At 64.4% G+C, this 26,970-nt stretch carries 22 protein-coding genes; 18 read left to right on the top strand and 4 right to left on the bottom strand.

What is annotated here, in order from left to right:
* Nucleotides 1-28 precede the first annotated feature (28 nt).
* Complete coding sequence (fabI, locus tag ACYCUK_RS11520) at nt 29-835, bottom strand: enoyl-ACP reductase FabI (protein WP_461594907.1); 807 nt, start codon at nt 833-835, stop codon at nt 29-31.
* Between the two features lie 113 nt (nt 836-948).
* Here fabI and ACYCUK_RS11515 point away from each other — a divergent pair, with 113 nt between their 5' ends.
* The 12 genes from ACYCUK_RS11515 to dusA all read left to right on the top strand — a co-directional run bounded on the left by ACYCUK_RS11515 (nt 949) and on the right by dusA (nt 17,168).
* On the top strand, nt 949-2,829 hold the full coding sequence (locus tag ACYCUK_RS11515) for an extracellular solute-binding protein (protein WP_461594919.1): 1,881 nt from the start codon (nt 949-951) through the stop codon (nt 2,827-2,829).
* Complete coding sequence (locus tag ACYCUK_RS11510; protein ID WP_461594906.1) at nt 2,826-3,875, top strand: microcin C ABC transporter permease YejB; 1,050 nt, start codon at nt 2,826-2,828, stop codon at nt 3,873-3,875. The genes ACYCUK_RS11515 and ACYCUK_RS11510 overlap by 4 nt, the downstream gene beginning before the upstream one ends.
* A complete protein-coding gene (locus ACYCUK_RS11505; protein WP_461594905.1) occupies nt 3,872-4,945 on the top strand; it encodes an ABC transporter permease in 1,074 nt (357 codons plus the stop codon). The genes ACYCUK_RS11510 and ACYCUK_RS11505 overlap by 4 nt, the downstream gene beginning before the upstream one ends.
* Nucleotides 4,946-4,955: 10 nt before the next feature.
* Nucleotides 4,956-6,575 (top strand): ABC transporter ATP-binding protein, encoded by a 1,620-nt coding sequence (locus ACYCUK_RS11500; protein ID WP_461594904.1) that lies wholly within the window; start codon nt 4,956-4,958, stop codon nt 6,573-6,575.
* Nucleotides 6,576-6,920: 345 nt separating this feature from the next.
* The gene (locus ACYCUK_RS11495; protein ID WP_461594903.1) at nt 6,921-7,550 is read left to right on the top strand and encodes an LSm family protein; all 630 of its coding nucleotides are present in this window, start codon (nt 6,921-6,923) and stop codon (nt 7,548-7,550) included.
* Nucleotides 7,547-9,025, top strand: coding sequence for a transcription termination factor NusA (nusA, locus tag ACYCUK_RS11490; protein WP_461594902.1), 1,479 nt, complete (start codon nt 7,547-7,549; stop codon nt 9,023-9,025). The genes ACYCUK_RS11495 and nusA overlap by 4 nt, the downstream gene beginning before the upstream one ends.
* Nucleotides 9,026-9,049: 24 nt before the next feature.
* A complete protein-coding gene (infB, locus tag ACYCUK_RS11485; protein ID WP_461594901.1) occupies nt 9,050-11,902 on the top strand; it encodes a translation initiation factor IF-2 in 2,853 nt (950 codons plus the stop codon).
* Between the two features lie 114 nt (nt 11,903-12,016).
* Nucleotides 12,017-12,385, top strand: coding sequence for a 30S ribosome-binding factor RbfA (rbfA, locus tag ACYCUK_RS11480; protein ID WP_461594900.1), 369 nt, complete (start codon nt 12,017-12,019; stop codon nt 12,383-12,385).
* Between the two features lie 26 nt (nt 12,386-12,411).
* Nucleotides 12,412-13,356 carry a tRNA pseudouridine(55) synthase TruB gene (gene truB, locus ACYCUK_RS11475; protein ID WP_461594899.1) on the top strand — a complete coding sequence of 315 codons (945 nt, stop codon included), beginning with the start codon at nt 12,412-12,414 and terminating at the stop codon, nt 13,354-13,356.
* Nucleotides 13,357-13,363: 7 nt separating this feature from the next.
* Nucleotides 13,364-15,190 (top strand): translational GTPase TypA, encoded by a 1,827-nt coding sequence (gene typA, locus ACYCUK_RS11470; RefSeq protein ID WP_461594898.1) that lies wholly within the window; start codon nt 13,364-13,366, stop codon nt 15,188-15,190.
* A gap of 41 nt (nt 15,191-15,231) precedes the next feature.
* The gene (locus tag ACYCUK_RS11465) at nt 15,232-16,161 is read left to right on the top strand and encodes a DMT family transporter (protein ID WP_461594897.1); all 930 of its coding nucleotides are present in this window, start codon (nt 15,232-15,234) and stop codon (nt 16,159-16,161) included.
* The gene (dusA, locus tag ACYCUK_RS11460; protein WP_461594896.1) at nt 16,158-17,168 is read left to right on the top strand and encodes a tRNA dihydrouridine(20/20a) synthase DusA; all 1,011 of its coding nucleotides are present in this window, start codon (nt 16,158-16,160) and stop codon (nt 17,166-17,168) included. The genes ACYCUK_RS11465 and dusA overlap by 4 nt, the downstream gene beginning before the upstream one ends.
* Nucleotides 17,169-17,229: 61 nt before the next feature.
* Here dusA and mnmH read toward each other — a convergent pair whose 3' ends face one another.
* Nucleotides 17,230-18,288, bottom strand: a complete 1,059-nt coding sequence (gene mnmH / locus ACYCUK_RS11455) for a tRNA 2-selenouridine(34) synthase MnmH (RefSeq protein WP_461594895.1) — start codon at nt 18,286-18,288, stop codon at nt 17,230-17,232.
* 6 nt (nt 18,289-18,294) lie between these two features.
* Nucleotides 18,295-18,942: an arylesterase gene (locus tag ACYCUK_RS11450; protein WP_461594918.1), complete on the bottom strand. Its 648-nt coding sequence runs from the start codon at nt 18,940-18,942 to the stop codon at nt 18,295-18,297.
* A gap of 63 nt (nt 18,943-19,005) precedes the next feature.
* Here ACYCUK_RS11450 and ACYCUK_RS11445 point away from each other — a divergent pair, with 63 nt between their 5' ends.
* The 3 genes from ACYCUK_RS11445 (at nt 19,006) to ACYCUK_RS11435 (ending at nt 23,005) form a co-directional block, all read left to right on the top strand.
* Entirely contained in the window at nt 19,006-19,755 is a 750-nt protein-coding gene (locus ACYCUK_RS11445) for an ABC transporter ATP-binding protein (protein WP_461594894.1), read from the top strand.
* Nucleotides 19,752-20,510 (top strand): 23S rRNA (guanosine(2251)-2'-O)-methyltransferase RlmB, encoded by a 759-nt coding sequence (gene rlmB, locus ACYCUK_RS11440; protein WP_461594893.1) that lies wholly within the window; start codon nt 19,752-19,754, stop codon nt 20,508-20,510. The genes ACYCUK_RS11445 and rlmB overlap by 4 nt, the downstream gene beginning before the upstream one ends.
* Before the next feature lie 122 nt (nt 20,511-20,632).
* A complete protein-coding gene (locus tag ACYCUK_RS11435) occupies nt 20,633-23,005 on the top strand; it encodes a DUF1631 family protein (RefSeq protein ID WP_461594892.1) in 2,373 nt (790 codons plus the stop codon).
* 9 nt (nt 23,006-23,014) lie between these two features.
* On the opposite strand, the gene ACYCUK_RS11430 is transcribed toward ACYCUK_RS11435, so the two are convergent.
* The gene (locus tag ACYCUK_RS11430; RefSeq protein WP_461594891.1) at nt 23,015-24,298 is read right to left on the bottom strand and encodes a DUF3422 family protein; all 1,284 of its coding nucleotides are present in this window, start codon (nt 24,296-24,298) and stop codon (nt 23,015-23,017) included.
* A gap of 313 nt (nt 24,299-24,611) precedes the next feature.
* On the opposite strand from ACYCUK_RS11430, the gene rpsB reads away from it, so the two are divergent.
* The 3 genes from rpsB to pyrH form a co-directional block, all read left to right on the top strand.
* A complete protein-coding gene (gene rpsB / locus ACYCUK_RS11425; RefSeq protein WP_461594890.1) occupies nt 24,612-25,370 on the top strand; it encodes a 30S ribosomal protein S2 in 759 nt (252 codons plus the stop codon).
* A gap of 71 nt (nt 25,371-25,441) precedes the next feature.
* Nucleotides 25,442-26,350 (top strand): translation elongation factor Ts, encoded by a 909-nt coding sequence (tsf, locus tag ACYCUK_RS11420; RefSeq protein ID WP_461594889.1) that lies wholly within the window; start codon nt 25,442-25,444, stop codon nt 26,348-26,350.
* A gap of 37 nt (nt 26,351-26,387) precedes the next feature.
* The coding region (gene pyrH / locus ACYCUK_RS11415) for a UMP kinase (protein WP_461594888.1) at nt 26,388-26,970 on the top strand (583 nt) is incomplete at its 3' end.

Below are 26,970 nucleotides of genomic sequence, written 5' to 3'. Positions count from 1 at the left end.
GGTGCACTGTCAACTGAAAGCGCAAGCCTCAGATCTGCGCTGCCAAGCCGCCGACGACAGCATGCATGCCGGCGTCGACATGCAGGACTTCGGCGGTGATGCCGCTGGCCAGATCCGACAACAGGAAGGCGCTTGCGTTGCCTACCTGTTCGATGGTGACATTGTGGCGCAAGGGCGTGCTGGTTTCGTTGAACTTGAGCATCTTGCCGAAGTCGGCGATGCCCGAGGCCGCAAGCGTCTTGATCGGGCCGGCGCTCACGCCATTCACGCGCATGCCGCGCGGGCCGAGCGATTCGGCCATGTAGCGCACGGTGGCTTCGAGCGCGGCCTTGGCCACGCCCATGGTGTTGTAGTTGGGGACGACGCGCTCGGCGCCGAGGTAGGTCATGGTGATGAGCGAGGGCGAATGGCCAGCGGCCGCGCTGGCTTGGAGCATGGGCAATGCAGCTTTCGCCAGCGCCGGAAAGGAGTAGGCGGAGATGTCGTGCGCGACACGAAAACCTTCACGCGTCAGGCCGTCGATGAAGTCGCCGGCAATGGCTTCGCGCGGGGCAAAGCCGATGGAATGGACCAAGCCGTCGAGTTGCGGCCACTGTGCGCCAAGGTCGCGGAACAGGGCGTCGATCTGGGCGTCGTCGGCCACGTCGCAGGGAAAAATGAGCTGGCTGCCGAACTCCGCAGCGAAGCTCTTGGTGCGATCCAGGAAGCGTTCTCCCACATAGGTGAAGGCGAGTTCGGCACCCTCGCGGTGGCACGCTTGCGCAATGCCGTAAGCGATGGAACGGTTGGAGAGCAAGCCCGTGATCAGGATGCGTTTGCCAGCGAGAAAGCCCATGAGATGTCCTGTGGATGCGTATCGAGGAAGGAAGCCGCTGCGGGGTGCGGATGCGCGTTCAGATCGGTGCTCGGATGCGCGCGAAAGTCTGCGGTGTGTGCTGCGGCCTGGCGATGCGGCAGAATTCTCGCATGGCCCACGCACTCAGCCTCAGCCGGCGCACACTCTTGCAAGCCCTTGGGCTTGCGCTTGCGCCCTGGGCAGCGGATGCCGATGCTGCTACGCAAGACTCCCCAGCCCTGGCCTTGTATGACAAACCCAAATATCCGCCGGGATTTGCGCATTTCGACTATGCGAACCCGAACGCTCCCCTTGGGGGAACCCTCTGGCTGACCCCGCCGTCGCGCGCTGGCAGCTTTGACAAGCTCAACCCTTTCACCCTGCGCGGCACGGCGCCGCCCGGGATCAACACCCTGGTGTTTGAATCGCTGATGACGGCGAGTTGGGATGAGCCCAACAGCGTCTACGGCCTGCTGGCCGAAGACGTGGAACTGGCCGCGGATCGCCGCTCCGTGCGCTTTCGCTTGAACGCCGCGGCGCGTTTCGTGAACGGCGACCCCGTGACCGCGGACGATGTGCGCCACAGCTTCGACACGCTCGTTGGTCCCTACGCAGCACCCGGCATCAAAGTGCAGTTTGCCGATGTGGCGCGGGTCGTGGTGGAAGACATGCGGCATGTGCGATTCGACTTCAAGCGGGCCAACCATGAACTGCCCTTGATCGTCGCCGGCCTGCCCGTGTTCTCGCGCCAATGGGGTGCCGGCAAGCACTTCGACGAGGTGGTGAACGAGCTGCCCATCGCCTCCGGCCCCTACAGCATCGAGCGCATGTCGCAGAACCAGGACATCGTCTACGCCAGGCGCACGAACTACTGGGGCTGGAGCCTGCCGGCGCGTCGTGGCCAGTACAACTTCGCGCGCATCGGCTTCAAGCTTTACCGTGACGAAACCGCGCGCCTGGAGGCCTTCAAGGCCGGGGACTTCGACCTGATCCAGGAGTTCATCGCCAAGAATTGGGTGCGGCAATACACCGGGCCGAAATTCGCCAGCGGCGAACTCGTCAAGCGCGAACTGCCCAACCACAATCCGGCGGGTTTCCAGGGCATGGTGCTGAACCTGCGCCGTCCGCTGTTCCAAGACATTCGCGTGCGTCATGCGCTGGCTTTGGCACTCGATTTCCAGTGGCTCAACCGGATGTTTTTTTACGGCCAGTACAAACGCATCCATGGCTATTTCGCCAACAGCCCATTCGAGGCCAGGCATGCCCCCGGGCAAGACGAACTGGCCCTGCTTGAGCCGTTGCGCCCGCAGCTTGCACCCGAGGTTTTCGGCGTCCTGCCCACTTTGCCCAGCACCGATCCTCCCGGCAGCCTGCGCGCCAATTTGCTGGCAGCGCGCAGCTTGTTGCGCGAAGCGGGCTGGCACTACCGCGACGGGGCCTTGCGCAACGTGCGTGGCGAGGTCTTCACGTTCGAGTATCTCGACAGCCAGGGCTCGATGGCGCGGGTGATGACGCCCTACGGCCAAGCTCTTGCCAGGCTCGGCATTCGCATGCAGTACCGGCAGGTGGACTACGCCCTGTACCAGCGGCGCATGGACGGTTTCGACTACGACATGACCACGGTGCGTTATCTCGGCAGTCCCAGCCCCGGCAATGAATTGCGCGATCGCTTCGGCTCGCCCTCCGCCTCCATCGAGGGGTCCGACAACGTCTGGGGCATTCGCAGCCCCGCGGTGGATGCGCTCATCAGCCACGTCGTTCAGGCCCGCACCTGGGCGCAGTTGGTGGCGGCCTGCAAGGCGCTGGACCGGGTTCTGGTGTGCGGTTGGTATTCGGTGCCGCAGTGGTATGCGGCGAGCCACCGCGTGGCCTATCGCTCAGGCTTGTTCGGCATGCCGCGCACCTTGCCGCTGTACTACGAGCCCGAAGCTTGGGCCATGGCCTGCTGGTGGTCGCAGCCACGGGCAAAACCCGTTGCGGAGAAACAAGCATGAATCTCGGCTGGTATGTCGCCAAGCGCCTGTTGTTGATGGTTCCAACCCTGTTCGGCGTGCTCTTGCTGACCTTTGCGGTCATCCAGTTCGTGCCGGGTGGCCCGGTCGAGCAGATGGTGGCGCAACTGCGCGGCAAGGGGCAAACCGGCGAGGCTGCGGGAGGCCTGGCATACAGGGGACAGCAAGGCATCAACCCCAAGCAACTGGCCGAGATCAAGAAACTCTACGGCTTCGACAAGCCGCCGGCCGAGCGCTTTGTGCACATGCTGGGCCAGTTCCTGCGCTTCGATCTGGGTCGCAGTTACTTCTATCACGAGAGCGTCTGGCAACTCATCAAGGAGCGCATGCCGGTGTCCATCAGCCTCGGCCTCTGGACCTTCCTGCTCACCTACCTCATCTCCATCCCACTGGGCATCGCCAAGGCGGTGCGACATGGCAGCCGCTTCGATCTCGCCTCCAGTCTTGCGGTGCTGGTGGGTTATGCCATCCCCGGCTTCGTGCTGGGCGTGGTGCTTCTCGTGCTGTTCGCCGGTGGCAGTTTCTGGCAATGGTTTCCGCTGCGCGGACTGACATCCGACGGCTGGGCCAGTTTCACGCCGTGGCACAAGGTCACGGACTATTTCTGGCACATCACACTGCCGGTTTTGGCCATGGTGGCGGGAAGCTTCGCCGTCATCACCATGCTCACCAAGAACGCATTTCTGGAGGAAATCCGCAAGCAATACGTTCTCACCGCGCGTGCCAAGGGCGCCAGCGAGCGCCGCGTGCTGTGGCGCCATGTTCTGCGCAACGCCCTCATTCCGCTGGTGACGGGTTTTCCGGCTGCATTCATCGGCGCGTTCTTTGCCAGTTCCTTGCTCATCGAGACGCTGTTTTCCCTGCCCGGACTTGGCCTGCTGTCCTACGAATCGGTGATGCGGCGCGACTATCCGGTCGTCATGGGCACGCTCTACCTGTTCACGCTCATCGGTCTGGCGACCAAGCTCGTGTCCGACCTTTGTTATGTGTGGGTCGATCCACGGGTGCAATTCGAAAGCCTTCAATGAGCACTGTGCCCATCGCCTCTGCCTTGCGCAATGACGCACCTGCTCTTGCGCGCTCGCCCGCACAACTCGCCTGGGCCCGCTTCAAATCCCAACGTCTGGGTTATGTGAGCCTGTGGATTTTTGGCTTCTTGTTCGGCTTGAGCCTGTTGGCTCCGGTGTTGTGCAACGACAAGCCTCTGCTGGTGCGGTATGAAGGGCGCTGGTACATGCCGCTGCTGCACACCTATCCCGAGACGACTTTCGGCGGCGACTTCCACACCCCCACGGATTACCTCGACCCGCTGATTCGCAAGCACCTCAGCCAGGGCGGCAACTTCGCCATCTTTCCGCCCGTGCCGTATCGCTACGACACCATCAATTACTACGCCACCCAGCCCAACCCGGCGCCCCCTTCGGCGCAGAACTGGCTGGGGACCGACGATGGTGGGCGTGACGTGCTCTCGCGCCTGGTCTACGGCTTTCGTGTCTCGGTGCTGTTCGCGCTGGCACTCACGCTGAGCGGAACCCTGCTGGGGGTCGTGATGGGTGCCATCCAGGGCTATTTCGCCGGGCGCGCGGACCTCACCTTGCAACGCGTGACCGAGGTCTGGGGGGCGATGCCGGAGTTGTACCTGCTCATCATCTTCGCCTCCATCTTCGCCCCCAGCTTCCTGCTCCTGCTGGTGCTGCTTTCGCTGTTTGGCTGGCTGGGCTTGTCCGACTATGTGCGCGCCGAATTCCTGCGCAACCGCCAGATGGACTATGTGCGCGCCGCGCGGGCACTGGGTGCGAGCCATTGGCAAATCGTCACACGTCACATCCTGCCCAACAGCCTCACGCCGGTCCTCACCTTTTTGCCCTTCCGCATGAGCGGAGCCATTCTGGCGCTGACCAGCCTGGATTTTCTCGGACTGGGCGTGCCACCTCCCGCGCCCAGTCTGGGCGAAATGCTGGCGCAGGCAAAGGGCAATCTGGATGCCTGGTGGTTGTCGATCTCCGTGTTCATCACCCTGGTGTTGACGCTGTTGCTCCTCACCTTCATCGGCGAGGCGCTGCGCACGGCGCTGGATCCCCGCCGGGGGTTGCGATGAGGCCACGTCCATGAGCGCAATTCCCGACGCGACGCGTGAAGCGTCTTCGCAAACCGATGCGGCCTTGCTGCGCATCGAGGCGCTGAACGTGGACTTCGGTCCGCAGCGGGTGGTCCACGACTTGAACCTGGCGCTGCGCGCCGGCGAAAAATACGCCCTGGTCGGTGAGTCCGGCTCGGGAAAGACCGTCACGGCACTTGCCATCCTGCGCTTGCTGCAGGGCGCAACCGTCAGGGGGCGGGTGCTGTTCCAGGGGCAGGACCTGGCCAGCATGCCGGAGCGCCGTCTGCGTGGCGTTCGCGGCCGTGACATCGCGATGATCTTTCAGGAGCCGATGAGCGCGCTCAACCCGCTTCAACCCGTCGGTCAGCAAATCGCCGAGTCCCTCGAACTGCACGAGGCCTTGTCGCGCAAGGCCGCGTGGGCTCGCGCCGTGGCCTTGCTGGAGCGCATGGGCATCGCTGATTCGGCGCGCCGCGCGCAGAGCTATCCGCACCAGCTTTCCGGTGGCCAGCGTCAGCGCGCCATGATCGCCATGGCCCTGGCCTGCAAGCCCCGGCTGTTGCTGGCGGACGAACCCACCACGGCGCTGGACATGAGCGTGCGGGCGCAAATTCTTGCGCTGCTGGACGAATTGCAGCGCGAAGAGGGGCTTGCCGTCATGCTCATCAGCCACGATCTGCATCTGGTTCGCGGCTTCGCCCAGCGTGTCGGCGTCATGCAGCAGGGGCGCCTGGTCGAGCAGGGAGCCACTGCCGAGGTGTTCGCGCACGCGCAACATCCGTACACCCAGGCCTTGCTGGCCAGTTTGCCGCAGCGCGATGTTGAGCCGCTGTCGCCGCAGGCGCCCGTTGTTTTGCAAGTCGAGCGGGTCAGCGTGGCTTATGCCCAGGGCGGCTCGTGGCTGCGGCGGCGCCTGCACACGGTGGTGGATCAGGTGTCGCTTGAGCTTCGCGCTGGCGAAACCCTCGGGCTCGTGGGCGAGTCGGGCTGCGGCAAGACCAGCCTCGCCATGGCCCTGCTTGGCCTGCAGCCCATGGGGGAAGGGCGTGTCAGCCTCGCCGGGGTGGAACTTGCCGGCCTTGGCAGCCGTGGCTGGCGTGCCGCCCGGCGCAAGATTCAGGTGGTGTTCCAGGATCCCTTTTCTTCTTTGTCGCCGCGGCGTAATGTCGAGCAGATCGTGGCCGAGGGCCTCAACATCCATGAGCCTGCGCTCGATCAGGCAGCCTGTCGCGTGCGTGTGGTGGACACACTCCGCGACATGGGCCTGGATGCGAGCATCCTGCCCCGGTTTCCCCACGAGTTCTCCGGCGGACAGCGGCAGCGCATTGCCCTGGCGCGGGCGCTGGTGCTGCGTCCCAGCGTTCTGGTGCTGGACGAGCCGACCAGCGCACTGGATATTTCCGTGCAACAACAAATCCTGCGCCTGCTCATCAGGCTGCAACGCGAGCAGGGCCTGGCTTACCTGTTCATCACGCACGATATGGCCGTGATTGGCGCGATGGCCCACCGCATCGCGGTCATGCGCGAGGGCAGCATTCTGGAAACGGGCGAGGCTCTGGCCTTGTTGCGCCACCCGCAGCAGCCCTACACCCGGCAACTGGTCCATGCCGCCGGTGTTACCGGCTGACAGCGCCCAGGCTCCGACTCGAGGTGGGCGGAATCCGGCCCCTGGCAACTGCCCCCAAGACCGTCATAAGTCCGCGCAACTTGCCAGAATTCGCATTTTCCCTTATTATTTCAAGGCTGTAATCCATTTCTGCATGTGCGTTTGTTCGACGAGGCCTGAGCCTTGGCAGGGTGGATGTGTAAGAGCCGGGTTGGCCAGATGGGCGACACAAATGGGCGACACCAATCGCCCTTTTTTTTTGTCGGTACCTGGTGACGAGCCGGGCAGCGAGTTGAGTTCGGCAGCGAGTCGGGCGGTGGGTCTTTCAAAGCGGATGGTGGCTTCAGGGTGCAAGGCAGTCGCGGTATGCAGAAAACAGAGATCATCGAGACGACCGTCCGAGGGATGGGCTACGCCTGTGTCGAGATCGCCTGGGCTTCGGCAGGCCTGCTGCGCATCACGATCGACCGTCTCGACGGCGAGTTTGTCACGGTCGATGATTGCGAGCGCGTCACGCGCCAGTTGCAGTACGCGCTGGAAGTCGAAGGTCTGGACTACAGGCGCCTTGAGGTGTCATCTCCCGGGCTTGATCGCCTGGTGAGGCTGCCGGACGACTGGCAGCGTTTTGCGGGTTTGGAAGTGGAAGTGACCTTGCGCGCGCCGTACAAGGGCCGCAAGAAATACCGCGGTGTGTTGCAGGCCCCGACAGCGGCGGCCGCGGGCGGGAACGCAGAAGTGCCGGCGCAAGCTGATGGCTATGTCATCGTCTGGGACGATGCTTTGCTGGCAGCCGCTGCGGCGGCGAAGCCGGGCGGGAAAAAATTGAAGGCCACCAAGTCGGCTGCGGCTAAGAAGGCCAAGCCCGCTGGCGGGGATGGTGAGGCCCTGGGGGCGAATGACGCCACGGGGGATGTGCATGAATTGCGTTTTTCCATGGCCGAGGCGCGCGAAGTCCGTCTCGTGCCCGTGCTTGACTTTAGGGGTCGAAAATCATGAATCGCGAGCTGCTGATGCTGGTCGATGCGCTGGCGCACGAAAAGAATGTGGAGCGGGATGTGGTGTTCGGTGCGGTCGAGGCCGCGCTGGCTTCGGCCACGAAGAAGCGCTATCCCGGCGAGGTGGACATTCGCGTCGCCATCGACCGCGACACGGGTGCTTACGAAAGTTTTCGCCGCTGGCTCGTGGTGCCGGACGAGGCCGGGCTGCAGCAGCCTGACGCTGAAATCTTGCATTTCGAGGCGCTCGAGCAGATCCCCGACATCGAGGTCGGCGACTACATCGAAGAGCCGGTGGAGAGCGTGGAATTCGGCCGTATCGGCGCCCAGGCGGCGAAGCAGGTGATCCTGCAAAAAATCCGCGACGCCGAGCGCGAGCAGATTTTGAATGATTTCCTCGAGCGCAACGACAAGATTTTCGTCGGCACGGTCAAGCGCATGGACAAGGGCGACGCCATCGTCGAGTCCGGCAAGGTCGATGCCCGGCTGCGTCGCGGCGACATGATCCAGAAAGAGAACGTGCGCGCCGGCGACCGCGTGCGCGCCGTCATCTCGAAAATCGACCGCCAGGCCCGCGGCCCGCAAATCGAACTGTCGCGGACCTCGCCCGAGTTCATGAAAGAGCTGTTCCGCCTCGAGGTTCCCGAGATGGAGCAGGGCATGCTGGAGATCAAGTCCTGCGCCCGTGATCCCGGTGTGCGCGCCAAGATCGCCGTGTTGTCGCACGATCGCCGCATCGACCCCATCGGCACCTGTATCGGTGTCCGCGGTTCGCGCGTGAATGCCGTGAGCAATGAGCTCGGTGGCGAACGCGTCGACATCGTGCTGTGGTCCGAAGATCCGGCGCAGTTTGTCATCGGTGCGCTGGCGCCGGCCAATGTGCAGTCGATCGTTGTCGATGAGGACAAGCACGCCATGGAAGTGGCCGTGGATGAGGAAAACCTGGCCCTGGCCATCGGCCGTGCCGGGCAGAATGTGCGCCTCGCATCCGAGCTGACGGGCTGGGCCATCAACCTGATGTCGGCCGAGGAATCGCAAAACCGGCACACGGCTGAAACCGAAAGCATGCGCGAGCTGTTCCGAACCAAGCTCGATGTGGACCAGGAAGTCGCCGACATCCTCATCCAGGAAGGGTTTACCAGCCTGGAGGAAGTGGCTTATGTGCCGCTGCCGGAAATGCTGGAGATCGAGTCGTTCGACGAGGAAACGGTGCATGAACTGCGCAACCGCGCCCGCGACGCCTTGCTGACGCAAGAACTGGCCAGCGAGCAGAAACTCGAGGAAGTGTCGCAGGACCTCAAGAGCCTCGACGGCCTGTCCAGCGACGATATTGCGAAGCTGGCCGATGCCGGCATCCAAACCCGTGACGACCTGGCCGATCTGGCTGTGGACGAACTCACGGCCATTACCGGGGCTGAAGAAGCCCAGGCCAGCGCGCTCATTCTCCAGGCTCGCGAACATTGGTTCAACGCCTGAGAACTGCGGAGCAAGGAACCACCCATGGCACAAACAACCGTCGCGCAACTCGCAACAGAACTGCACATTCCCGCCACCCAATTGCTGGAGCAATTGGCGGCCGCCAGTGTGCACAAGCAAACGCCCGACGACCCGATCAGCGAGGTCGACAAGGCGCGTTTGCTCGACCACCTGCGGGTGGCCCATGGCGTGGTTGGCGCTGATCGCAAAAAAATCACGCTGACGCGCAAGCAGACCACGGAAATCAAGCAGGCCGATTCCACCGGCAAGGCGCGCACCATCCAGGTCGAGGTACGCAAGAAGCGCGTGTTTGTCAAGCGCGACGAAGTTGCGCCCGCGGAGCCTTCGGCCCCTGTCGTCACGCAGCCTGTGGTGGACGAAGCCGAGCTTCGTCGGCGCGAGGAAGAAGCCAAACATCAGTCCGAGCTGTTGGCGCGCCAGGCCGAGGAACTCGGCAAGCGCCAGCGCGAAGCAGAAGAGGCCGCCCAAGCGCGTGCCGCGGCGCAAGAGCGACTGGATGAAGAGCGCCGGTTGCAAGCCGAGGCCAAGGCCGCGATCGCGGCGGAACAGCCGTCCGAGCGGGACGATGACAAGTCGCGCAAGGCTGCCGAGCAGGAAGCGCAAGAGCATGCTGCAGCTGTGGCGAAGGTTGATGCCAAGCGCGCTGCAGACGCAGCAGCGTCCGTCTCCCGCGCGGCTGAACTCGAGTCCGTGCAAGTGCGTCGCAAGGCTGCCGAGAACGAGGCTGCGGCGATTCGCGACATGCTCTCCCGCCCTCGCGCGGTGTTGCATGCGCCCAAGCCTGAAGTGGCCAAGCCGGCAGAGGTCGCTGCCAAGGCGGGTGCCACCATCAAGGGCACCATCCACAAACCTGCTGCGGGCGCAGCCAAGCCCGCGGGCGCTGCAGCCGCCACCACGGCGGCAGGCGCGAAGGATAAAAAGCAGGTCAAGTCGGAGCAGTTGTCGTCGTCCTGGGCTGACGAGGCGGCCAAGCGCCGTGCCATCAAGACGCGTGGTGACGCCAGCGGCGGCACCGCTGCCTGGCGCGGCGCCAAGGGCGGCTCACGCCGCGATTCGCGCGAGAAGGAAGCGCCACGTTTTGTGGCGCCGGTCGAGCCGCAGGTGCGTGAGGTGCATGTGCCCGAGACCATCTCCGTGGGCGATCTGGCCCACAAGATGGCGGTGAAGGCTTCCGAGGTCATCAAGGTGCTGATGAAGCTGGGCCAGATGGTGACCATCAACCAGGTGCTGGACCAGGAAACCGCGATGATCATCGTGCAGGAAATGGGCCATACCGCCATTGCCGCCAAACTCGACGATCCGGAAACCTTCCTCGAGGAGGAAGGCCAGGTTCCGCAGGAACTGACCTTGCTTCCGCGCGCGCCGGTGGTCACGGTGATGGGCCACGTCGACCATGGGAAAACGTCCCTGCTGGACTACATCCGCCGTGCCAAGGTTGCATCGGGCGAGGCGGGTGGCATCACCCAGCATATCGGCGCCTATCACGTCACCACGCCGCGCGGCATGATCACCTTCCTCGATACCCCCGGGCACGAGGCCTTCACCGCCATGCGGGCGCGTGGTGCCAAGGCAACCGACATCGTCATTCTGGTGGTGGCTGCCGACGACGGCGTCATGCCGCAGACGAAAGAGGCGATCGCCCACGCCAAGGCGGCGGGCGTGCCCATCGTCGTGGCGATGAACAAAATTGACAAACCCGATGCCAATCCCGAGCGCGTGAAGCAGGAACTGGTGGCCGAGCAGGTCGTGCCCGAAGAGTACGGTGGCGAATCACCGTTCGTGCCGGTATCAGCCAAGACCGGACAGGGTATCGACGAGCTGTTGGAACAAGTGCTGCTGCAAGCCGAGGTGCTGGAACTCAAGGCCCCGGAAGATGCGCCCGCCAAGGGGCTGGTGATCGAAGCCAGGCTGGACAAGGGCCGCGGTCCGGTGGCCACGGTGCTGGTGCTTTCGGGCACGCTCAAGCGTGGCGACGCGGTACTGGCGGGCTCCAGCTATGGCCGCGTGCGCGCCATGCTGGACGAAACCGGCAAGCCGGTGCAGAGCGCGGGGCCTTCCATTCCGGTGGAAATCCAGGGTCTGACGGAAGTTCCCACCGCGGGCGAAGAAATCATCGTGCTGCAGGACGATCGCAAGGCGCGCGAGATCGCCCTGTTCCGCCAGGGCAAGTTCCGCGATGTCAAACTGGCCCGCCAGCAGGCCGCGAAACTGGAAAACATGTTCGACCAGATGGTCGAGGGCATGCAAACCCTGAACCTCATCATCAAGTCCGACGTGCAGGGTTCGCAGGAGGCGCTGGTGCATGCGCTCACCAGGCTCTCCACCGAGGAGATCAAGGTGCAGGTGGTGCATGCGGCGGTGGGCGGCATCACCGAGAGCGACGTGAATCTGGCGATCGCCTCGCAGGCCGTGATCATCGGCTTCAACACCCGCGCCGACGCCGGCTCGCGCAAGCTGGCCGAGCAGAACGGCATCGACATTCGTTACTACAACATCATCTACGAAGCCGTGGATGAGATCAAAGCTGCGATGTCGGGGATGCTCACGCCGGAGAAGAAAGAAGAAACCCTGGGCCTGGTCGAGGTGCGCGAGGTTTATCGCATCACCAAGGTTGGCACGGTGGCGGGTTGCATGGTGTTGTCCGGTCTCGTCAGGCGTTCGGCGCAAGTGCGGGTGCTGCGTGAGAACGTGGTCATCCATACGGGCGAACTCGACTCGCTCAAACGCTTCAAGGACGATGCGCGCGAGGTCAAGGAGGGTTTCGAGTGCGGCCTGTCGCTGAAGAATTTCCAGGACCTGGAAAAGGGCGATCAGCTCGAAGTGTTCGAAGTCAAGGAAGTGGCGCGCACGCTTTAACGCAGCAGCCTTGGCGCCGCGACCGTCTGAAAGCGGCCGCGGCGCGCGCTGTGCGCTGCGGCCGCCATTGCTTCGACGATTCCATCCCAGTTCTCATCGCGATTCACCCAGCCCATGCCACGTCAGGCCAGCAGTCCACACCGCGTTCACCGTATCGCCGACCAGATCCAGCGTGATCTGTCGGAGTTGATCCCGCGTGAGCTGCGTGATCCGCGCATCGGCCTGGTGACCATTGCCGATGTCCAGCTCACGCCCGATTACGCGCATGCACGCATCTTTTTCACCGTGCTGGGCGGCGAGCCGGAGCATGCGGCTGCTGCGCTCAACGAGCGTGCCGGCTATTTGCACAGCCTGTTGTTCAAGCGTCTGCGTATCCATACCGTGCCGACGCTGCATTTCGTGTTCGACCAATCCACCAGCAAGGCCAGCGATATGAATGCACTCATCGCCCAGGCCGTCGCCAATACGGCAAAGGACGATTGAGCGCCTTGCGCTCGGTCTGAAAGTCCATGGTTGCAGCCCAACAGCAACGGTCCAGCTGGCAGTCGGTGCATGGCGTCATGCTGCTCGACAAGCCGCGCGGCTGCACTTCGCAAACCGCGCTGCAGCAGGTGCGCCGCGCCTTGCGCGCCGAGAAGGCCGGTCACACGGGCACGCTCGATCCCTTGGCCGACGGCTTGCTGCCGCTGTGTTTCGGCGCCGCCACCAAGTTCGCCCAAATGCATCTGGACGCGGACAAGGCCTACCGTGCCGTGCTGCAACTCGGCGTCACCACCACCACCGACGATGGTGAGGGTGAGGTGATCGAGCGCAAAGCCTTGCCCGACTGGGGGACCGAGCAACTGCTGCAGGTGCTGCAGGGTTTCGTCGGCACCATCGCGCAGACGCCGCCGATCTACAGCGCCCTCAAGCGTGCCGGCAAGCCGTTGTATGCCTATGCGCGCGCCGGCCAGGAGATCGACGTGCCTTCGCGCCAGGTGCGCATCGACGCCATCGGCCTTGTTTCGCTGCAAGGCGATTTGCTGACGCTGGACGTGCGCTGCGGCAAGGGCACCTACATCCGTGCGCTGGCGCGCGACATTGGCCAGCAACTCGGCTGCGGCGCCCATCTTGCCGCCTTGCGCCGCACCGCAAGCGGCGGGTTCGACATCAGCCAGGCCTGCACGCTGGATGCAGTGCGCGGACTCGATGCCGGCGCCGCGCAGGCCCATTTGCTGCCGGTCGATTGTCTGGTGCAGGGTTTGCCGCGCATCGACCTGGACGCGTCGCAATCCGCGCGGCTGCTGCACGGCCAGACCCTGGTGCCTGAACTGGCGCCAACCTTGCCGTCCGGGCAGGTGCGCGTGCATGGCACGACCCCGACCCGTCATTCATTTCTCGGCGTTGCGCACTGGGACGGGCATGTGCTCTCCCCGCAACGCCTGCTGAGCAACGAGGAACTGCAAGCGCAGTGAACACACCATGACACGATCCATTCGCAACATCGCCATCATCGCTCACGTCGACCACGGCAAGACCACCATGGTGGACCAGCTGCTGCGCCAGTCCGGCACCTTCCGCCAGAACCAGCAAGTGGTCGAACGGGTGATGGATTCCAACGACCTCGAAAAAGAGCGCGGCATCACCATCCTGTCGAAGAATTGCGCGGTGGAGTGGAAGGGCACGCATATCAATATCGTCGACACCCCCGGCCACGCCGACTTCGGTGGCGAGGTCGAGCGCGTGCTGTCCATGGTGGACAGCGTGCTGCTGCTGGTCGACGCCGTCGAAGGCCCGATGCCGCAGACCCGCTTCGTCACCAAGAAGGCGCTGGCGCTGGGCCTCAAGCCCATCGTCGTCATCAACAAGGTGGACCGTCCCGGTGCGCGTGCCGACTACGTCATCAACGCCACCTTCGAGCTGTTCGACAAGCTCGGCGCCACCGAAGAACAGCTCGACTTCCCGGTGGTCTATGCCTCCGGCCTGAACGGCTGGGCCAGCCTGACTCCGGGCGAAGTCGGCACCGATCTGGCGCCGCTGTTCGACGCCGTGCTGCAGCACGTGCCTGCCCACGCAGGGCTGGCGACCGATCCGCTGCAGCTGCAAATCTGCTCGCTCGACTACTCCACGTTCGTGGGCCGCATCGGCATCGGTCGCATCAACAGCGGCACGCTCAAACCCATGCAGGAAGTGGCCGTGTACAACGGCCCCGATTCCACCCCGTTCAAGGCGCGTGTCAACCAGGTGCTCAAGTTCGAGGGCCTGGAGCGCAAACAGGCTGAAAGTGCCGAGCCGGGCGACATCGTGCTGATCAACGGCATCGAGGATGTCGGTGTCGGCGTGACCCTCACCAGCGTCGACAACCCGCGCCCCTTGCCCATGTTGTTGGTCGACGAGCCGACCCTGAACATGAACTTCTGCGTCAACACCAGCCCGCTGGCCGGGCGCGAAGGCAAGTTCGTCACCAGCCGCCAGATTCGCGATCGCCTCGACCGCGAGCTGCAAAGCAACGTCGCCCTGCGCGTGAAGGACACCGACGAAGACGGCATCTTCGAAGTCTCTGGGCGCGGTGAATTGCATCTCACCATCCTGCTGGAAAACATGCGCCGCGAAGGCTTTGAAATGGCCGTGAGCAAGCCACGCGTGGTGTTCCACGACGTCGGCGGCCAACGCCACGAGCCGATCGAGCTGGTGACTGCCGACGTGGAAGAGCAGCACCAGGGCGGCGTGATGCAAGCCCTCGGTGAGCGCCGTGGCGAACTCGTGAACATGGAACCCGACGGCATGGGCCGCGTGCGCCTGGAATACCGCATTCCGGCGCGTGGCCTGATCGGCTTCCAGAACGAATTCATGAACCTGACGCGCGGCACCGGGCTCATCAGCAACATCTTCGACGGCTACGGCGCCTATCGCGGCGAAATCGCCGGGCGCAAGAACGGCGTGCTCATCAGCCAGGATCAGGGCGAAATCGTCACGTACGCCCTGGGCAAGCTCGACGACCGCGGTCGCATGTTCGTCAAACCGGGAGATCCGGTGTACGAAGGCATGATCGTCGGCATTCACAGCCGCGACAACGATCTCATCGTCAACGCCGTGCGCGCCAAGCAGCTCACCAACTTCCGCGTCTCGGGCAAGGAAGACGCGATCAAGATCACGCCGCCCATCGAGCTCACGCTGGAGTATGCGGTGGAGTTCATCGAGGACGACGAGCTGGTGGAAATCACGCCCAAGTCCATCCGCCTGCGCAAGCGCTACCTCACCGAGCACGAGCGCAAGCGCGCTGGCCGCTCGGACGCGCAAGCCGCCTGAGGCGGCAGACTCAGCACCGCGCCAGCGTTGACGGGAAAGTCGTGTCGAACGCTGCCCGGCCCGATCACGCCAAGGCGGTACTCGCCATGGTGCTGGCCACGCTGCTGTGGAGCGTGGCGGGGGTCGTCACACGCCAACTGCATCAGCAGAATGGTTTGATTCTGGTGTTCTGGCGCAGCAGCTTCACGGTGCTCGCCGTGCTGGCGTGGCTGGCCTGGAGCCAGGGCCTGCGCCGCGCCTGGGTCGATGTGCGTGGCGCATCGCATCTGCTCTGGCTTTCCGCTTTTTTCTGGGGGGTGATGTTCACCGCCTTCATGGTTGCGCTCACGCTCACCAGCGTGGCGCAAACCCTGCTGACCGACAGCCTGAGCCCTCTCATCGCCGCCGTGCTCGGCTGGCTGCTGTTGCGTCATCGTCTGCCCGGCCGCACCTGGGCGGCCATCGCGCTGGCCATGCTCGGCATGGGCTGGATGGTTTGGCACGATCTGCAGTCCCCCACATCCAGCACGCAGTTGCTCGGCATGCTCATCGCCCTGGCCGTGCCCATCGCCGCGGCGTCGAACTGGGTCAGCCTGCGCCGTGCAGGCAGTGGGGTGCCGATGCAGGCCGCCGTCCTGATTGGCGCACTGCTATCGGCGCTCGCCGTGGCGCTGCCAGCCTGGCCTGTCGGTGTCGATTTTCACGACCTGTTCTGGCTGGGTTTTCTGGGTGTGTTCCAACTCGCAGCCCCGGGCCTGCTGGCGGTGTGGGCCGCGCAGCGCCTGGCGCCGGCCGAGGTCGGCTTGCTCGGTTTGCTAGAAACCGTGTTCGGCACACTCTGGGCCTGGCTCGGTGCGGGCGAACAGCCCAGCAGGGGCACGCTGATTGGCGGCGCCCTGGTGCTGACCGCACTGGCCGCAAACGAGCTTCTCGGTTGGCATCGAGCCCGCCGGCGCACCGTGCAAACCTGGCTGGACGCGGAGACGCCATGAACGCTTCCGCGTCCCACAACCCATGGCGCTTGACGGTTGCGCCCATGCTCGACTGGACCGACCGCCACTGTCGTTATTTCCACCGTCAACTCAGCCGCCATGCGCGCCTGTACACCGAGATGGTGACCACCGGCGCCCTGGTCCATGGCGATCAGTCGCGCCATCTGGACTTCTGTGCCGAAGAGCATCCCGTGGCCCTGCAGCTTGGCGGCAGCGAACCGGCAGATCTGGCGACGAGCGCAAAACTGGCGCAGCGCTGGGGCTATGCCGAAATCAATCTGAACTGCGGCTGCCCGAGCGAGCGGGTGCAGCGCGGGGCCTTCGGGGCCTGCCTGATGGCCGAAGCCGCGCTGGTTCGCGACGGTGTGGCTGCCATGCGCGACGCCATCGGCCATGCGCTGCCGGTGACGGTCAAGCACCGCATCGGCATCGACCGGACCGAGAGCTATGCCTTCGTGCGTGACTTCGTCGGGACCGTGGCCGAGGGGGGGTGCTCGGTGTTCATCGTGCATGCGCGCAATGCGTGGCTGCAGGGCTTGAGCCCGAAAGACAACCGCGAGATTCCGCCGCTGCGTTATGAGCTGGTGTATCAGCTCAAGCGCGAATTCCCCGGGCTCACCATCGTGCTCAACGGCGGGGTGAAGTCCGACGCCGATGTGCGCCAACACCTGGCCCATGTGGACGGCGTGATGATCGGGCGCGAGGCCTACCAGCGGCCCTGGTGGCTGGCTAGCTGGGATGCCGAGCATTTCGGCGCCGGGCTGACGCAGGACACGCCGGAGAGCGTGGAAGATCGCATGCTGAGCTACGCCCGGAGCATGGCGGCGCAAGGTACGCCGGCATTCGCCATCACCCGTCACATGCTCAATCTGTGGAAAGGCGCACCCGGCGCGCGCTTGTGGCGCCAGGTGCTGAGCGATCCCGCCTTGCGCAAGCTGGAGCCGGCGGATTTGTTCCGCCGGGCCACGCAGGCACGTCAGGCAGCGTTGCTGACGCTGGCTGGCTGAAACCCTAGGCGCGGCGTGGCTGCGCAGGCCGCCGCTCCGAACCGGCGCCACAAGTCAGAGGTCAAACCTGCGCGATGATCTGCGCGGCCAGCCGATCAAACGCGGCTGGACTGGCATCGTTCACCAGCCAAGTTGGGCTTGCCATCAGGTCTTGGTAGTTACGGGCCATCGAGTTGCCATAGCTCGGGTCGTAGTGCTGTGCCAGAAGCTCCTCCACCAGCGAGGGAAAGTCCCTGGCCTCCACCAATCCGCGCCAACGCGCCACCGTCTGCTTGCCCCGCAGTTCGGTGAGTGATTCAAGCCTAAACAGCAACTCGGCCGGATCTCGCGTGAGGGCCGCGTAGTCGTCCAGCAGGATGCGAACCCGGGTTGGCAGGGTGGCTTCGAGACGCATGCAGGGGCTGGCGTGCATGCGCTCCAGCAACGCGCTCGGCACCTGCAGTTTGCCGATCCGCTTGCTTTCGCTTTCGATGAACACTGGCAACGCAGGCTCAAGGCTGCGCAACACCGCCCAGATGCGCGTCTCGAAGTGCTTCTGGCTGGGTTGGGCCTCACCCGGCAGGGCGCCGAGCACGGAGCCGCGATGCGCAGCCAGCATTTCCAGGTCGAGCACTTGTGCGCCTTGGGCCTGCAGCGCATTCAGCAGGCGGCTCTTGCCGCTGCCCGTGGGGCCGCAGATGACGCGGAAGTTCAACGGCGGCGCCAGGGCATCGAGTTGCCGCACCAGCGCTGCGCGCAAGGCTTTGTAGCCGCCATGCACCAGATGGACGCGAAAGCCGATTTGCGCCAGCACATGCGCCATCGCCCCCGAACGGTTGCCGCCGCGCCAGCAATACACCAGCGGTGCAAACTCTTTCGGCCAGCCTTGGGCATGCTGCTCGATATGCATGGCGATGTTGCGCGCCACCAGCGCGGCGCCAATGCGCCTGGCCTCGAAGGCGCCGGTCTGCACATGCAGTGTCCCCACACGCACGCGCTCGGCGTCGTCCAGCACCGGCCAGTTCACCGCGCCGGGCATGTGATCGAGGGCGAATTCACCAGGGCTGCGCACGTCCAACACGGCGTCGAACTCGGCCAGCCGCGTCAGGGCCTCGTCGGCCGTCACACTACGCAAGCTCACTTGGCCTCACTTCACGGCATGTTGCTGCACGGCGCGCAGCAAGGGCAGCAGCTTGGGCCACACCGTGTTCAACATCACAGGCTGGGCGATGGCGGTGGGGTGGATGTTGTCGGCCTGGAACCAGTTCGGATGGTTCACCACGCCAGCCAGAAAAAACGGCACCAGCGCCACCTGTTCCGCCTTGGCCACGGCGGGGAAAATCGCCGCGAAGCGCTGGGTGTAGGCCGGCCCGTAGTTGGGCGGAATTTCCATGCCGAGCAAGAGCACACGCGCGCCCTTGGCCTTGGACTGCTGCACCATCGCGGTGAGGTTGGCCTGGGTCGTGCTCAGCGACAGGCCACGCAGCGCATCATTGCCACCCAGCTCAACAATGACAACGGCTGGGTGGTCGCGTTCGAGCAGCGCCGGCAAACGGCTCAGGCCACCGGCGGTGGTGTCGCCGCTGACGCTGGCGTTCACCACGCGCCAAGCCGGAAACTGTTGCGCCATGCGCCTGGCCAACAGGCTGGCCCAGCCCTTGCCCGTTTCCAGGCCATAGCCGGCGGACAAACTGTCGCCCACGATGAGGACGACCGGGTGGCTGGCTTGCCGTGCGGCTGCGGCAGTCGCTGCGGCCGTCTTCGCCGCCGCCATCGCCGCATGCGAGATACCCATCCCGGCCAGCAAGACCAGCGCAGTTCCTAAAATGAGCCACCCATTGCGGCGCACACTCTTCATATGACATCCACCGATTCGCAAACCATCGTTGCACAAGCTGCCATTGTCGCGCAGCACTTGAGCAAGACCGTGGTTGATGCCCAAGGTTCGCTGACCTTGCTCGACGACGTGAATCTGCGGGTCGGACGCGCCGCCAGTCTGGCCATCGTCGGCCCTTCCGGCTCGGGCAAATCCACCTTGCTCGGGCTTCTGGCGGGGCTGGATCTGCCGACCTCAGGCCGGGTCTGGATCGATGGCACCGACTTGTTCGCCCTGAGCGAAGACGGCCGCGCCGCCTTGCGCGCCCGCAAGCTGGGCTTCGTGTTCCAGAACTTTCAACTCATCGGCCACCTCAACGCGCTGGAAAACGTGATGCTGGCGATGGAGATTTCCGGCCAGACCGCGGCCTTGCGAGCCGATGCCCAAGCCATGCTGGAACGCGTGGGCCTCGGCGCCCGGTTGCGGCACATGCCCGCCACGCTGTCCGGTGGCGAGCAGCAGCGCGTGGCCTTGGCACGGGCTTTCGCCACGCGGCCTTCCTTGCTGCTCGCCGATGAACCCACCGGCAACCTCGACGCCGCAGGCGGCATGCGCATCATCGACCTGATGTTCAGCCTGCAACGCGAACAGGGAACCACGCTGGTGCTCGTGACGCACGACAACGCCTTGGCGTCACGCTGCGATGCCGTGGTCGAGTTGCAAGCTGGCCGCCTGGTGGAGCAGGCAGCGACGGCCTTCCCGGTCCAGGCCAGTTCCGAGGTGACGGCTTGAGCCTCAAGCTGCTGTACGGCTTTCACGCCGTGGGCGCGCGCCTGCGGGCCGCATCCGACAGCGTGCGTGAGCTTCTCGTCGACACCTCGCGGCACGACGCGCGCATGCAGCAATTTCTCGCACGCGCGCAGGACGCCGGCCTGGCCGTCATCGCAGCCGACGGTGCCCGGCTCGACGCCCTGGCTGGAACCCACAGACACCAGGGCGTGGTGGCCCGCGTCGAGCCGCTGGACAAAATGTCCACCCTGGATGCCGTGCTGGACGCGACGGCCGACACTCCCCTGCTGCTGGGTCTGGATGGCGTGACCGACCCGCACAATCTGGGGGCCATCTTGCGCACGGCCGATTGTGCCGGGGTGCACGCCGTGTTCGCGCCGAAGGACCGCGCCGTGGGCCTCACGCCCACCGTGGCCAAGGTTGCCAGTGGCGCGGCCGACACGGTGCAATACATCATGGTCACGAATATGGCGCGCACCCTGGCAGCCTTGCGCGAGCGCGGGCTGTGGGTGGTTGGCACCGCAGGCGAGGCGACGGATACCTTGTTCGATGCCAAGCTCGCCGAGCCCACCGCGTTGGTGCTGGGTGCCGAGGGCAGCGGCATGCGCCGCCTGGTGCGCGAGGGCTGCGACCAGCTCGTGCACATTCCCATGCAGGGCAGTGTGGACAGCCTGAATGTTTCGGTCGCGGCTGGCGTCTGCCTGTTCGAGGCCGTGCGCCAGCGTTGTTGTTTGGCCGCGGCATCCGGCAAGCTTTGACGCTTCGAAGATTGAGAAGCGCAGACGCTGGCCCTATAGTGATCCATCCAGTGAAGTGCTACAACCTGTGACGCCGAAGGATTGCATCCGAAACCCGGATGCGGCCCGACACCCAGATCGCCATGCTGCAATCCGACCCGCTACGCCAATGCATCGACGCCGCACTCAGCGACTCGGACGAGTTGATCCGCCGCGTTGCCCGGCAGGTGGTGGAAACCTTCCAGACCCATGCCGAATCGGCCTTGAGCAGTCGGGACAGACAGCATTACGACGACCTGCTGGTGGTCCTGCGCCAGGCCGAGGGCGATCTGGTGCGCGCTTTCGTCGGCCAGTTCAGCACTCTGCTGCAACAGGAAATCCAGGGGAAGCCCGCTGTGCCGGCCAAGCCGGTCGAACTGCGGCTCGATCAACTCTCTCTGGTGGATGACGCGAGCGTGCAGGAAGACGTGGAGGTGTCGCAGATCATCCGCATGATCGAGTCAGGCGCCGAGTGGGAAATTCGTGATCTCAACGCCCGCATGGAATCGCTGCGACAGAGCGACGGCCAACGTCGCGGCGGCGAGTCTCAGATGAACCCGTTGCGCCCCGAAGTTTTCGGCCGCTCGCTGCAACGCGCCCTCGGCAGCCTCGATGTCGACCACGAAGCGCGCCTGGCTCTGCTGCGCGCTTTTGGGGTGGCCATGACCAGCGCCTTGAAGGAGACCTACAGCACCTACAACGGTCGCCTCGAAGCTGCCCATGTCACGCCCGCACGCTACTCCGTGCGTACATCGGGCGTCCGCAGCCCTGTGCGGCCCCAATCGGCGCAATCTGCAGGGCAGGGCGGTGGGCAAGAGACCGCCCAGGTTGGGGCCGCCGGAGCCGACGCCATGACGGCAGTGGGTGCCGACGGCATCCTGCAGCTGCGCGATCTGCAGCGCTTGCTGCAAGGCTACGACGCGCCATCCAGTGTGCAGGGAAGGCAAAGCCTGCAGGCGGCGGCTTCGCCCGACGATGCAGCTGGCGGACCGCAGTCCACCTTTGGCCAGGCCATGCAAACGGCCATGCTGCGCTCCGCACTCGACCGCCTGACCCAGGCCAACCGACTGGGGGTGGGCGAGGGCTTCACGCAATGGTCCGGGCCTGGCGCCGTTGGTGGGCGGCCGGTCAACATCATCGAGCATTACCGGGACGAGCTGCAGTCAGCCACCACACGGCCGCTCGAGCGCCTGACCATCGACGTGGTGTCGCTGATGTTCGATCACATTCTGGCCGACCCCCGGTTGTTGCCACGCGTGCGCGCCGCGCTCGGGCGTCTGCAGATTCCCATCCTGCGCCTGGCGCTGAACGATGCCGGCGTGTTCAGTTCGCGCCACCATCCGACGCGTCGGCTCATCAACCGCATCGCCAGTTTCAGCGCGGGCTATGTCAATGCCGACGAGGTTGCCGCCAGTGGCTTCCTCGACTGGCTCGACGGCATGGTCGAGTCCATCGTCAACGCCGAGAGCGAAGGTGAGGAGGTCTACGCCCAGCAACTCGAGCGCCTGGAGGCCTGGATCGCGCGGCGCGCCGCGGAAACGCGGGAGAGCGAGCGTGACGCCGTGGAGGCGCTGCGCCGGGCCGAATTCCGCACTGTCCTCGGTTCAGCTCTGGGCCGTCATGTGTCGAGTCTGCTCGCCCATCTCGACATCGATACCTATTTGAAAGACTTCATGCGCGGCCCGTGGACGGCCGTTCTGGTCGAGTCCGTCCTGCGCCACGGCGAGGATGCCGAGCCCACGCGCAACTTCAAGCAAGCCGGCAGCGAACTGCTCTGGAGCGTGCAGGCCAAGATGGGTGAAAACCAGCGCAAGGACTTGCTGCAGCGGCTGCCAGGTCTTGTGCGGCAGCTGGAAGAAGGGCTGACCTTGATCAACTGGTCGCAGGATCATCGCGCTGCTTTTTTCTCCGCCTTGATGCGCACCCACGCCCGGGCGATTCGCGGCGAAGGCATGGCCTCGTCGGGCCAGGCGGCCGACGCCTATTTGCTGCAAAGCGAGTGGGATCGCCTGTTGCATCTGCCGCAGGGCCAAGCCGTGCTCGGCGCGCTCGAGGAAGTTCAACTGCCCGAGATCGATCGCCAGCGCGCCGGTTTGATCGACGACCTCGACCTTCAATTGGATCTGTCCACACCTTCCAGCCGGCCGGATGCGGCTCTGGGATGTGACATCTCTCCCACCTTGCAGGCCATCGACAATCCCGGTGCATTCATCGATTCCCTGGAGGAAGGCCATTGGGTGCACTGGCATTTGCAAGGCCAATGGACCCGGGCGCAGCTGGCCTGGCGTAGTCCCCAAGGACTGTTTTTCATGTTCACCAGCCGTGTGGGCGGCCACGCCCATTCGCTCACGCGCCGTGCTTTCGAGCGCCTGCTGAAAAGCGGCCACATCCTGCCGCTGGAAGACAAGAACCTGATGGACCGGGCGGTGGAGGGCGTGTTCAGCGGCCTGCGCCAGCGGGCGCGCGAAGCCGCCTGAGGGCCAGGCTCACCGATCCATCTTGGCCAGCCGCAAGTGGGCGCGGCGCAGGCCCAGCCATACGGCCAGCGCGATGATGGGGATGGACCAACCCTGCGCCACGGCGGCATCCACATGCAGCCAGCGATGCATGGCCTCGAACAGGTGCCCGACCAGCGACGAGGCGTAATAGGTGATGGCCGCCACCGACAATCCCTCCACGGTCTGCTGCAGGCGCAGCTGCAGGTATTGGCGCCGGTTCATCGACGCCAACAGCTCCCGGTTTTGCTGCTGCATTTGCACTTCCACGCGGGTGCGCAGCAGGTTGCTGCAGCGCGAGATGCGTTCCGACAAGCCCTGCAGGCGCCGAATGGCGTGCGAGCAGGTCTGCATCGCCGGGGCCAGGCGCCGGTCCATGAATTGGCCGAGCGTTTGCAGGCCCATGAACTGCTGCTCGCGCAGATCGGCGATGCGACGGTTCACCAGGTCGTAGTACACGTTCGACGCGGTGAAGCGCGCATGGTGCTGGGCGTAGAGGCTTTCGACGGTGGAGGCCAGCTGCGACAGCCGTTCCAGGGTCTGGCGGTCGCGCTCGGGCTGGCTGCTGCGGATGGCATCCATGATCTGGGCCAGTTCCTGTTCATACTGGCCCAGCAGGGGGGTGATCTCCCGCGCCGCCGGCAGTGCCAGCAAAGAAAGCATGCGGTAGGTTTCGATCTCCAGCAGGCGTTGCGCCAGTCTGCCGCGGCGGCGCGGAGAGATTGCACGGCTGACGATCACGAACCGGGCGAAGCCGTCGGCATGGATGCGCAGATCGGTATAGACACGCGCCTGACCGTCGGCGACTTCCGATGCCACGAGAGCATCGGCGTCGAGCACTGCGGACAGATCGTGCAGCGGCCAGTCGTCGCCCGGGTGGTCGGGCAGCAAGGCGATGTGGTTGGCGCAGATCAGCGCGCCGGGAATGGCTTCGCGCCACGCGGCCGAGATGTCGGCGCAGGCGCAATGTTCGAACCAGGACTGTTCGTCGGTCGCCAGTCCTGGTCTGATGAAGGTGTAGGACGTGAATTCCCCGTGGCGTTCCCAGAGCAAGCGCACCTGGCCGATATCGGCCACGTCAAAACTGCTGCCCTCGGTGGGCAGCGGAAGATGGTGGTTCTCCAGCAGCCGGCACAGATGCACGTGGGCCTGCGCCTGGACTTGCGCGTCGGCCAGGAAGGCCATGTGGCTGATTTGCAGCGGCGTGAGCAGGCGCTCGTAGGGCCGGGCGTGGATTTCGTTGTGCAGCTGTTGGCGCAACACGTGTTCATGCATGGTTGCCAGGGACCGGAGGTGAAGTGCGGACGGCACCAAGCATACCCGGAAGGCGCCAAAACGCCTGGGGGAGCCGGATTCCCGAACCATGCCGGGCAGGCCGCCAAGGCCGCATCGCCCCATTCATGAATGCACGATGCGGCTTATAATGCACAGGTTTTGTTGAGTTCGCCCCGGCGAATCCTGTAAAACAAATAGCAAACTGGCCTTACCAGGTGCCCGATGGCAGGGTTCGATGTGCTTCGCATCCGCGGATACATCGGCCGCTTGCCCCGGGTTCTGGCCAGATTTCAGACCCAACCTAGGACACATCATGAGTGTTTCAATGCGCGAAATGCTGGAAGCGGGAGTGCACTTCGGTCACCAAACCCGTTTCTGGAACCCCAAGATGGCCCCGTATATTTTCGGCCATCGCAACAAGATCCATATCGTCAACCTCGAAAAGACGTTGCCGATGTTCCAGGACGCCTGCAAGTACGCCCGCCAGATGGCGGCGCGTCGCGGCACCATCCTGTTCGTCGGCACCAAGCGCCAGGCGGGCGAGCTGGTGCAGGCCGAGGCCGGGCGTTGCGGCATGCCGTTTGTGAATGAGCGCTGGCTCGGTGGCATGCTGACCAACTTCAAGACGGTCAAGGGCTCCATCAAGAAACTCAAGGACATGCAGATCCAGGCTGCCGAAGGCGCGCTGGAGCACATGACCAAGAAAGAGCAACTCATGTTCCAGCGCGAGCTGGACAAACTGGTGAAGTCCATCGGCGGCATTCAGGACATGGCTGCACTGCCGGACGCGTTGTTCATCATCGATGTCGGCTATCACAAGATCGCGGTGGCCGAAGCGCACATGCTGGGCATTCCGATCATCGGCGTGGTCGACACCAACCACTCGCCCATCGGCATCGACCATGTCATTCCTGGCAACGATGACTCGGGCAAAGCCGTTGCGCTCTACACCCGCGGCATGGCGGATGCCATTCTCGAGGGCAAGAACGACGCGCTGCACGAAGTCGTGCAAACGGCTGCGGACGAGTCCGGCGAGTTCGTCGAAGTGCAGGACGAGCCGCACGCTGCCTGAACCCAGCCTCGCGTTTTTCGATCTACCGAGGGGGCTGTTTACAGCCCCCTTGTTCAATCCAGGAGAAGAATATGGCGGCAATCACCGCATCCATGGTCGCAGAACTGCGCGCCAAAACTGACGCACCCATGATGGAATGCAAAAAGGCCCTCACCGAGGCTGAAGGCGATATGGGTCGCGCTGAAGAGTTGCTGCGCGTCAAGCTCGGCAGCAAGGCCAGCAAGGCCGCGTCGCGCGTCACCGCCGAAGGCATCATCGCCATCCACATTGCGGGCACCAGCGGGGCGATGGTCGAAATCAACTGCGAAACCGACTTCGTCGCCAAGAACGACGATTTTCTCGCCTTTGGCAAGACCCTGGCGCAACTCGTCGCCGAGCACAAGCCGGCTGACGTCGCCGCGTTGTCGGCACTGACCGTCGACGGCACCACCATCGAAGCCCGCCGCGCGGTGCTCATCGGCAAGATCGGCGAGAACATGTCGATCCGTCGCTTCAAGCGTTTTGCCGGCGATGCCAAACTCGCCAGCTATCTGCACGGCACCCGCATCGGCGTGGTGGTCGAGTATGCCGGCGACGAAGTGGCCGCCAAAGACGTGGCCATGCACGTGGCCGCCATGAAGCCGGTGGCGCTGTCGGCCGCCGACGTGCCTGCCGCCCTGATCGAGACCGAGCGCTCGATTGCCATGCAAAAGGCTGCCGAAGACGCCGAAAAGGCCAAGGCCGAGGGCAAGACGCCGCAACCGGCCGAGATCGTGGCCAAGCGCGTGGAAGGCAGCGTGCAGAAGTATTTGAAGGAAGTGTCCTTGTTCAACCAGGCTTTCGTGAAGAACGACAAGCAGACGGTCGAACAGATGCTGAAGGCGGCGAACACCACCGTGAAGGCGTTCACCCTCTATGTGGTGGGTGAGGGGATCGAGAAAAAATCGGAAAATTTCGCCGATGAGGTCGCCGCGCAGGCCGCTGCTGCCCGCTCCCATTGAGCATTCGATCAACCTTCCTGCAAGCGAGGCATCACGCATGAGTGGCTATAAGCGGGTTTTGCTCAAACTCTCCGGCGAAGCCCTCATGGGCGATGATGCTTACGGCATCAACCGCGCCACCATCGTGAAGATGGTGGAAGACATCGCCCAGGTCACGCGCAGCGGTGTGCAGGTTGCCATCGTCATCGGCGGTGGCAACATCTTCCGCGGAGTGGCGGGGGGCGCCGTCGGCATGGACCGCGCCACGGCCGATTACATGGGCATGCTCGCGACCGTGATGAACTCGCTTGCCTTGGCCGATGCCATGCGCCATGCCGGACTGGTGGCGCGCGTCATGTCCGCCATCAGCATCGACCAAGTGGTCGAGTCCTACGTGCGGCCCAAAGCCTTGCAATATCTGGAAGAAGGCAAGTCGGTGATTTTCGCCGGCGGAACCGGCAATCCGTTTTTCACCACGGACACGGCCGCAGCGCTGAGAGCGGCGGAAATCGGCGCCGAAGTCATGCTCAAAGCCACCAAGGTGGACGGCATCTACACTGCAGATCCGGCCAAGGATCCAACGGCAACGCGTTACCCCAGCATCAGCTTCGACGAGGCCATCATCAAGCGCCTTCAGGTCA

This window comes from Thiomonas sp., from assembly GCF_054608695.1.
This window is presented reverse-complemented; position numbering and strand designations above follow the sequence as displayed.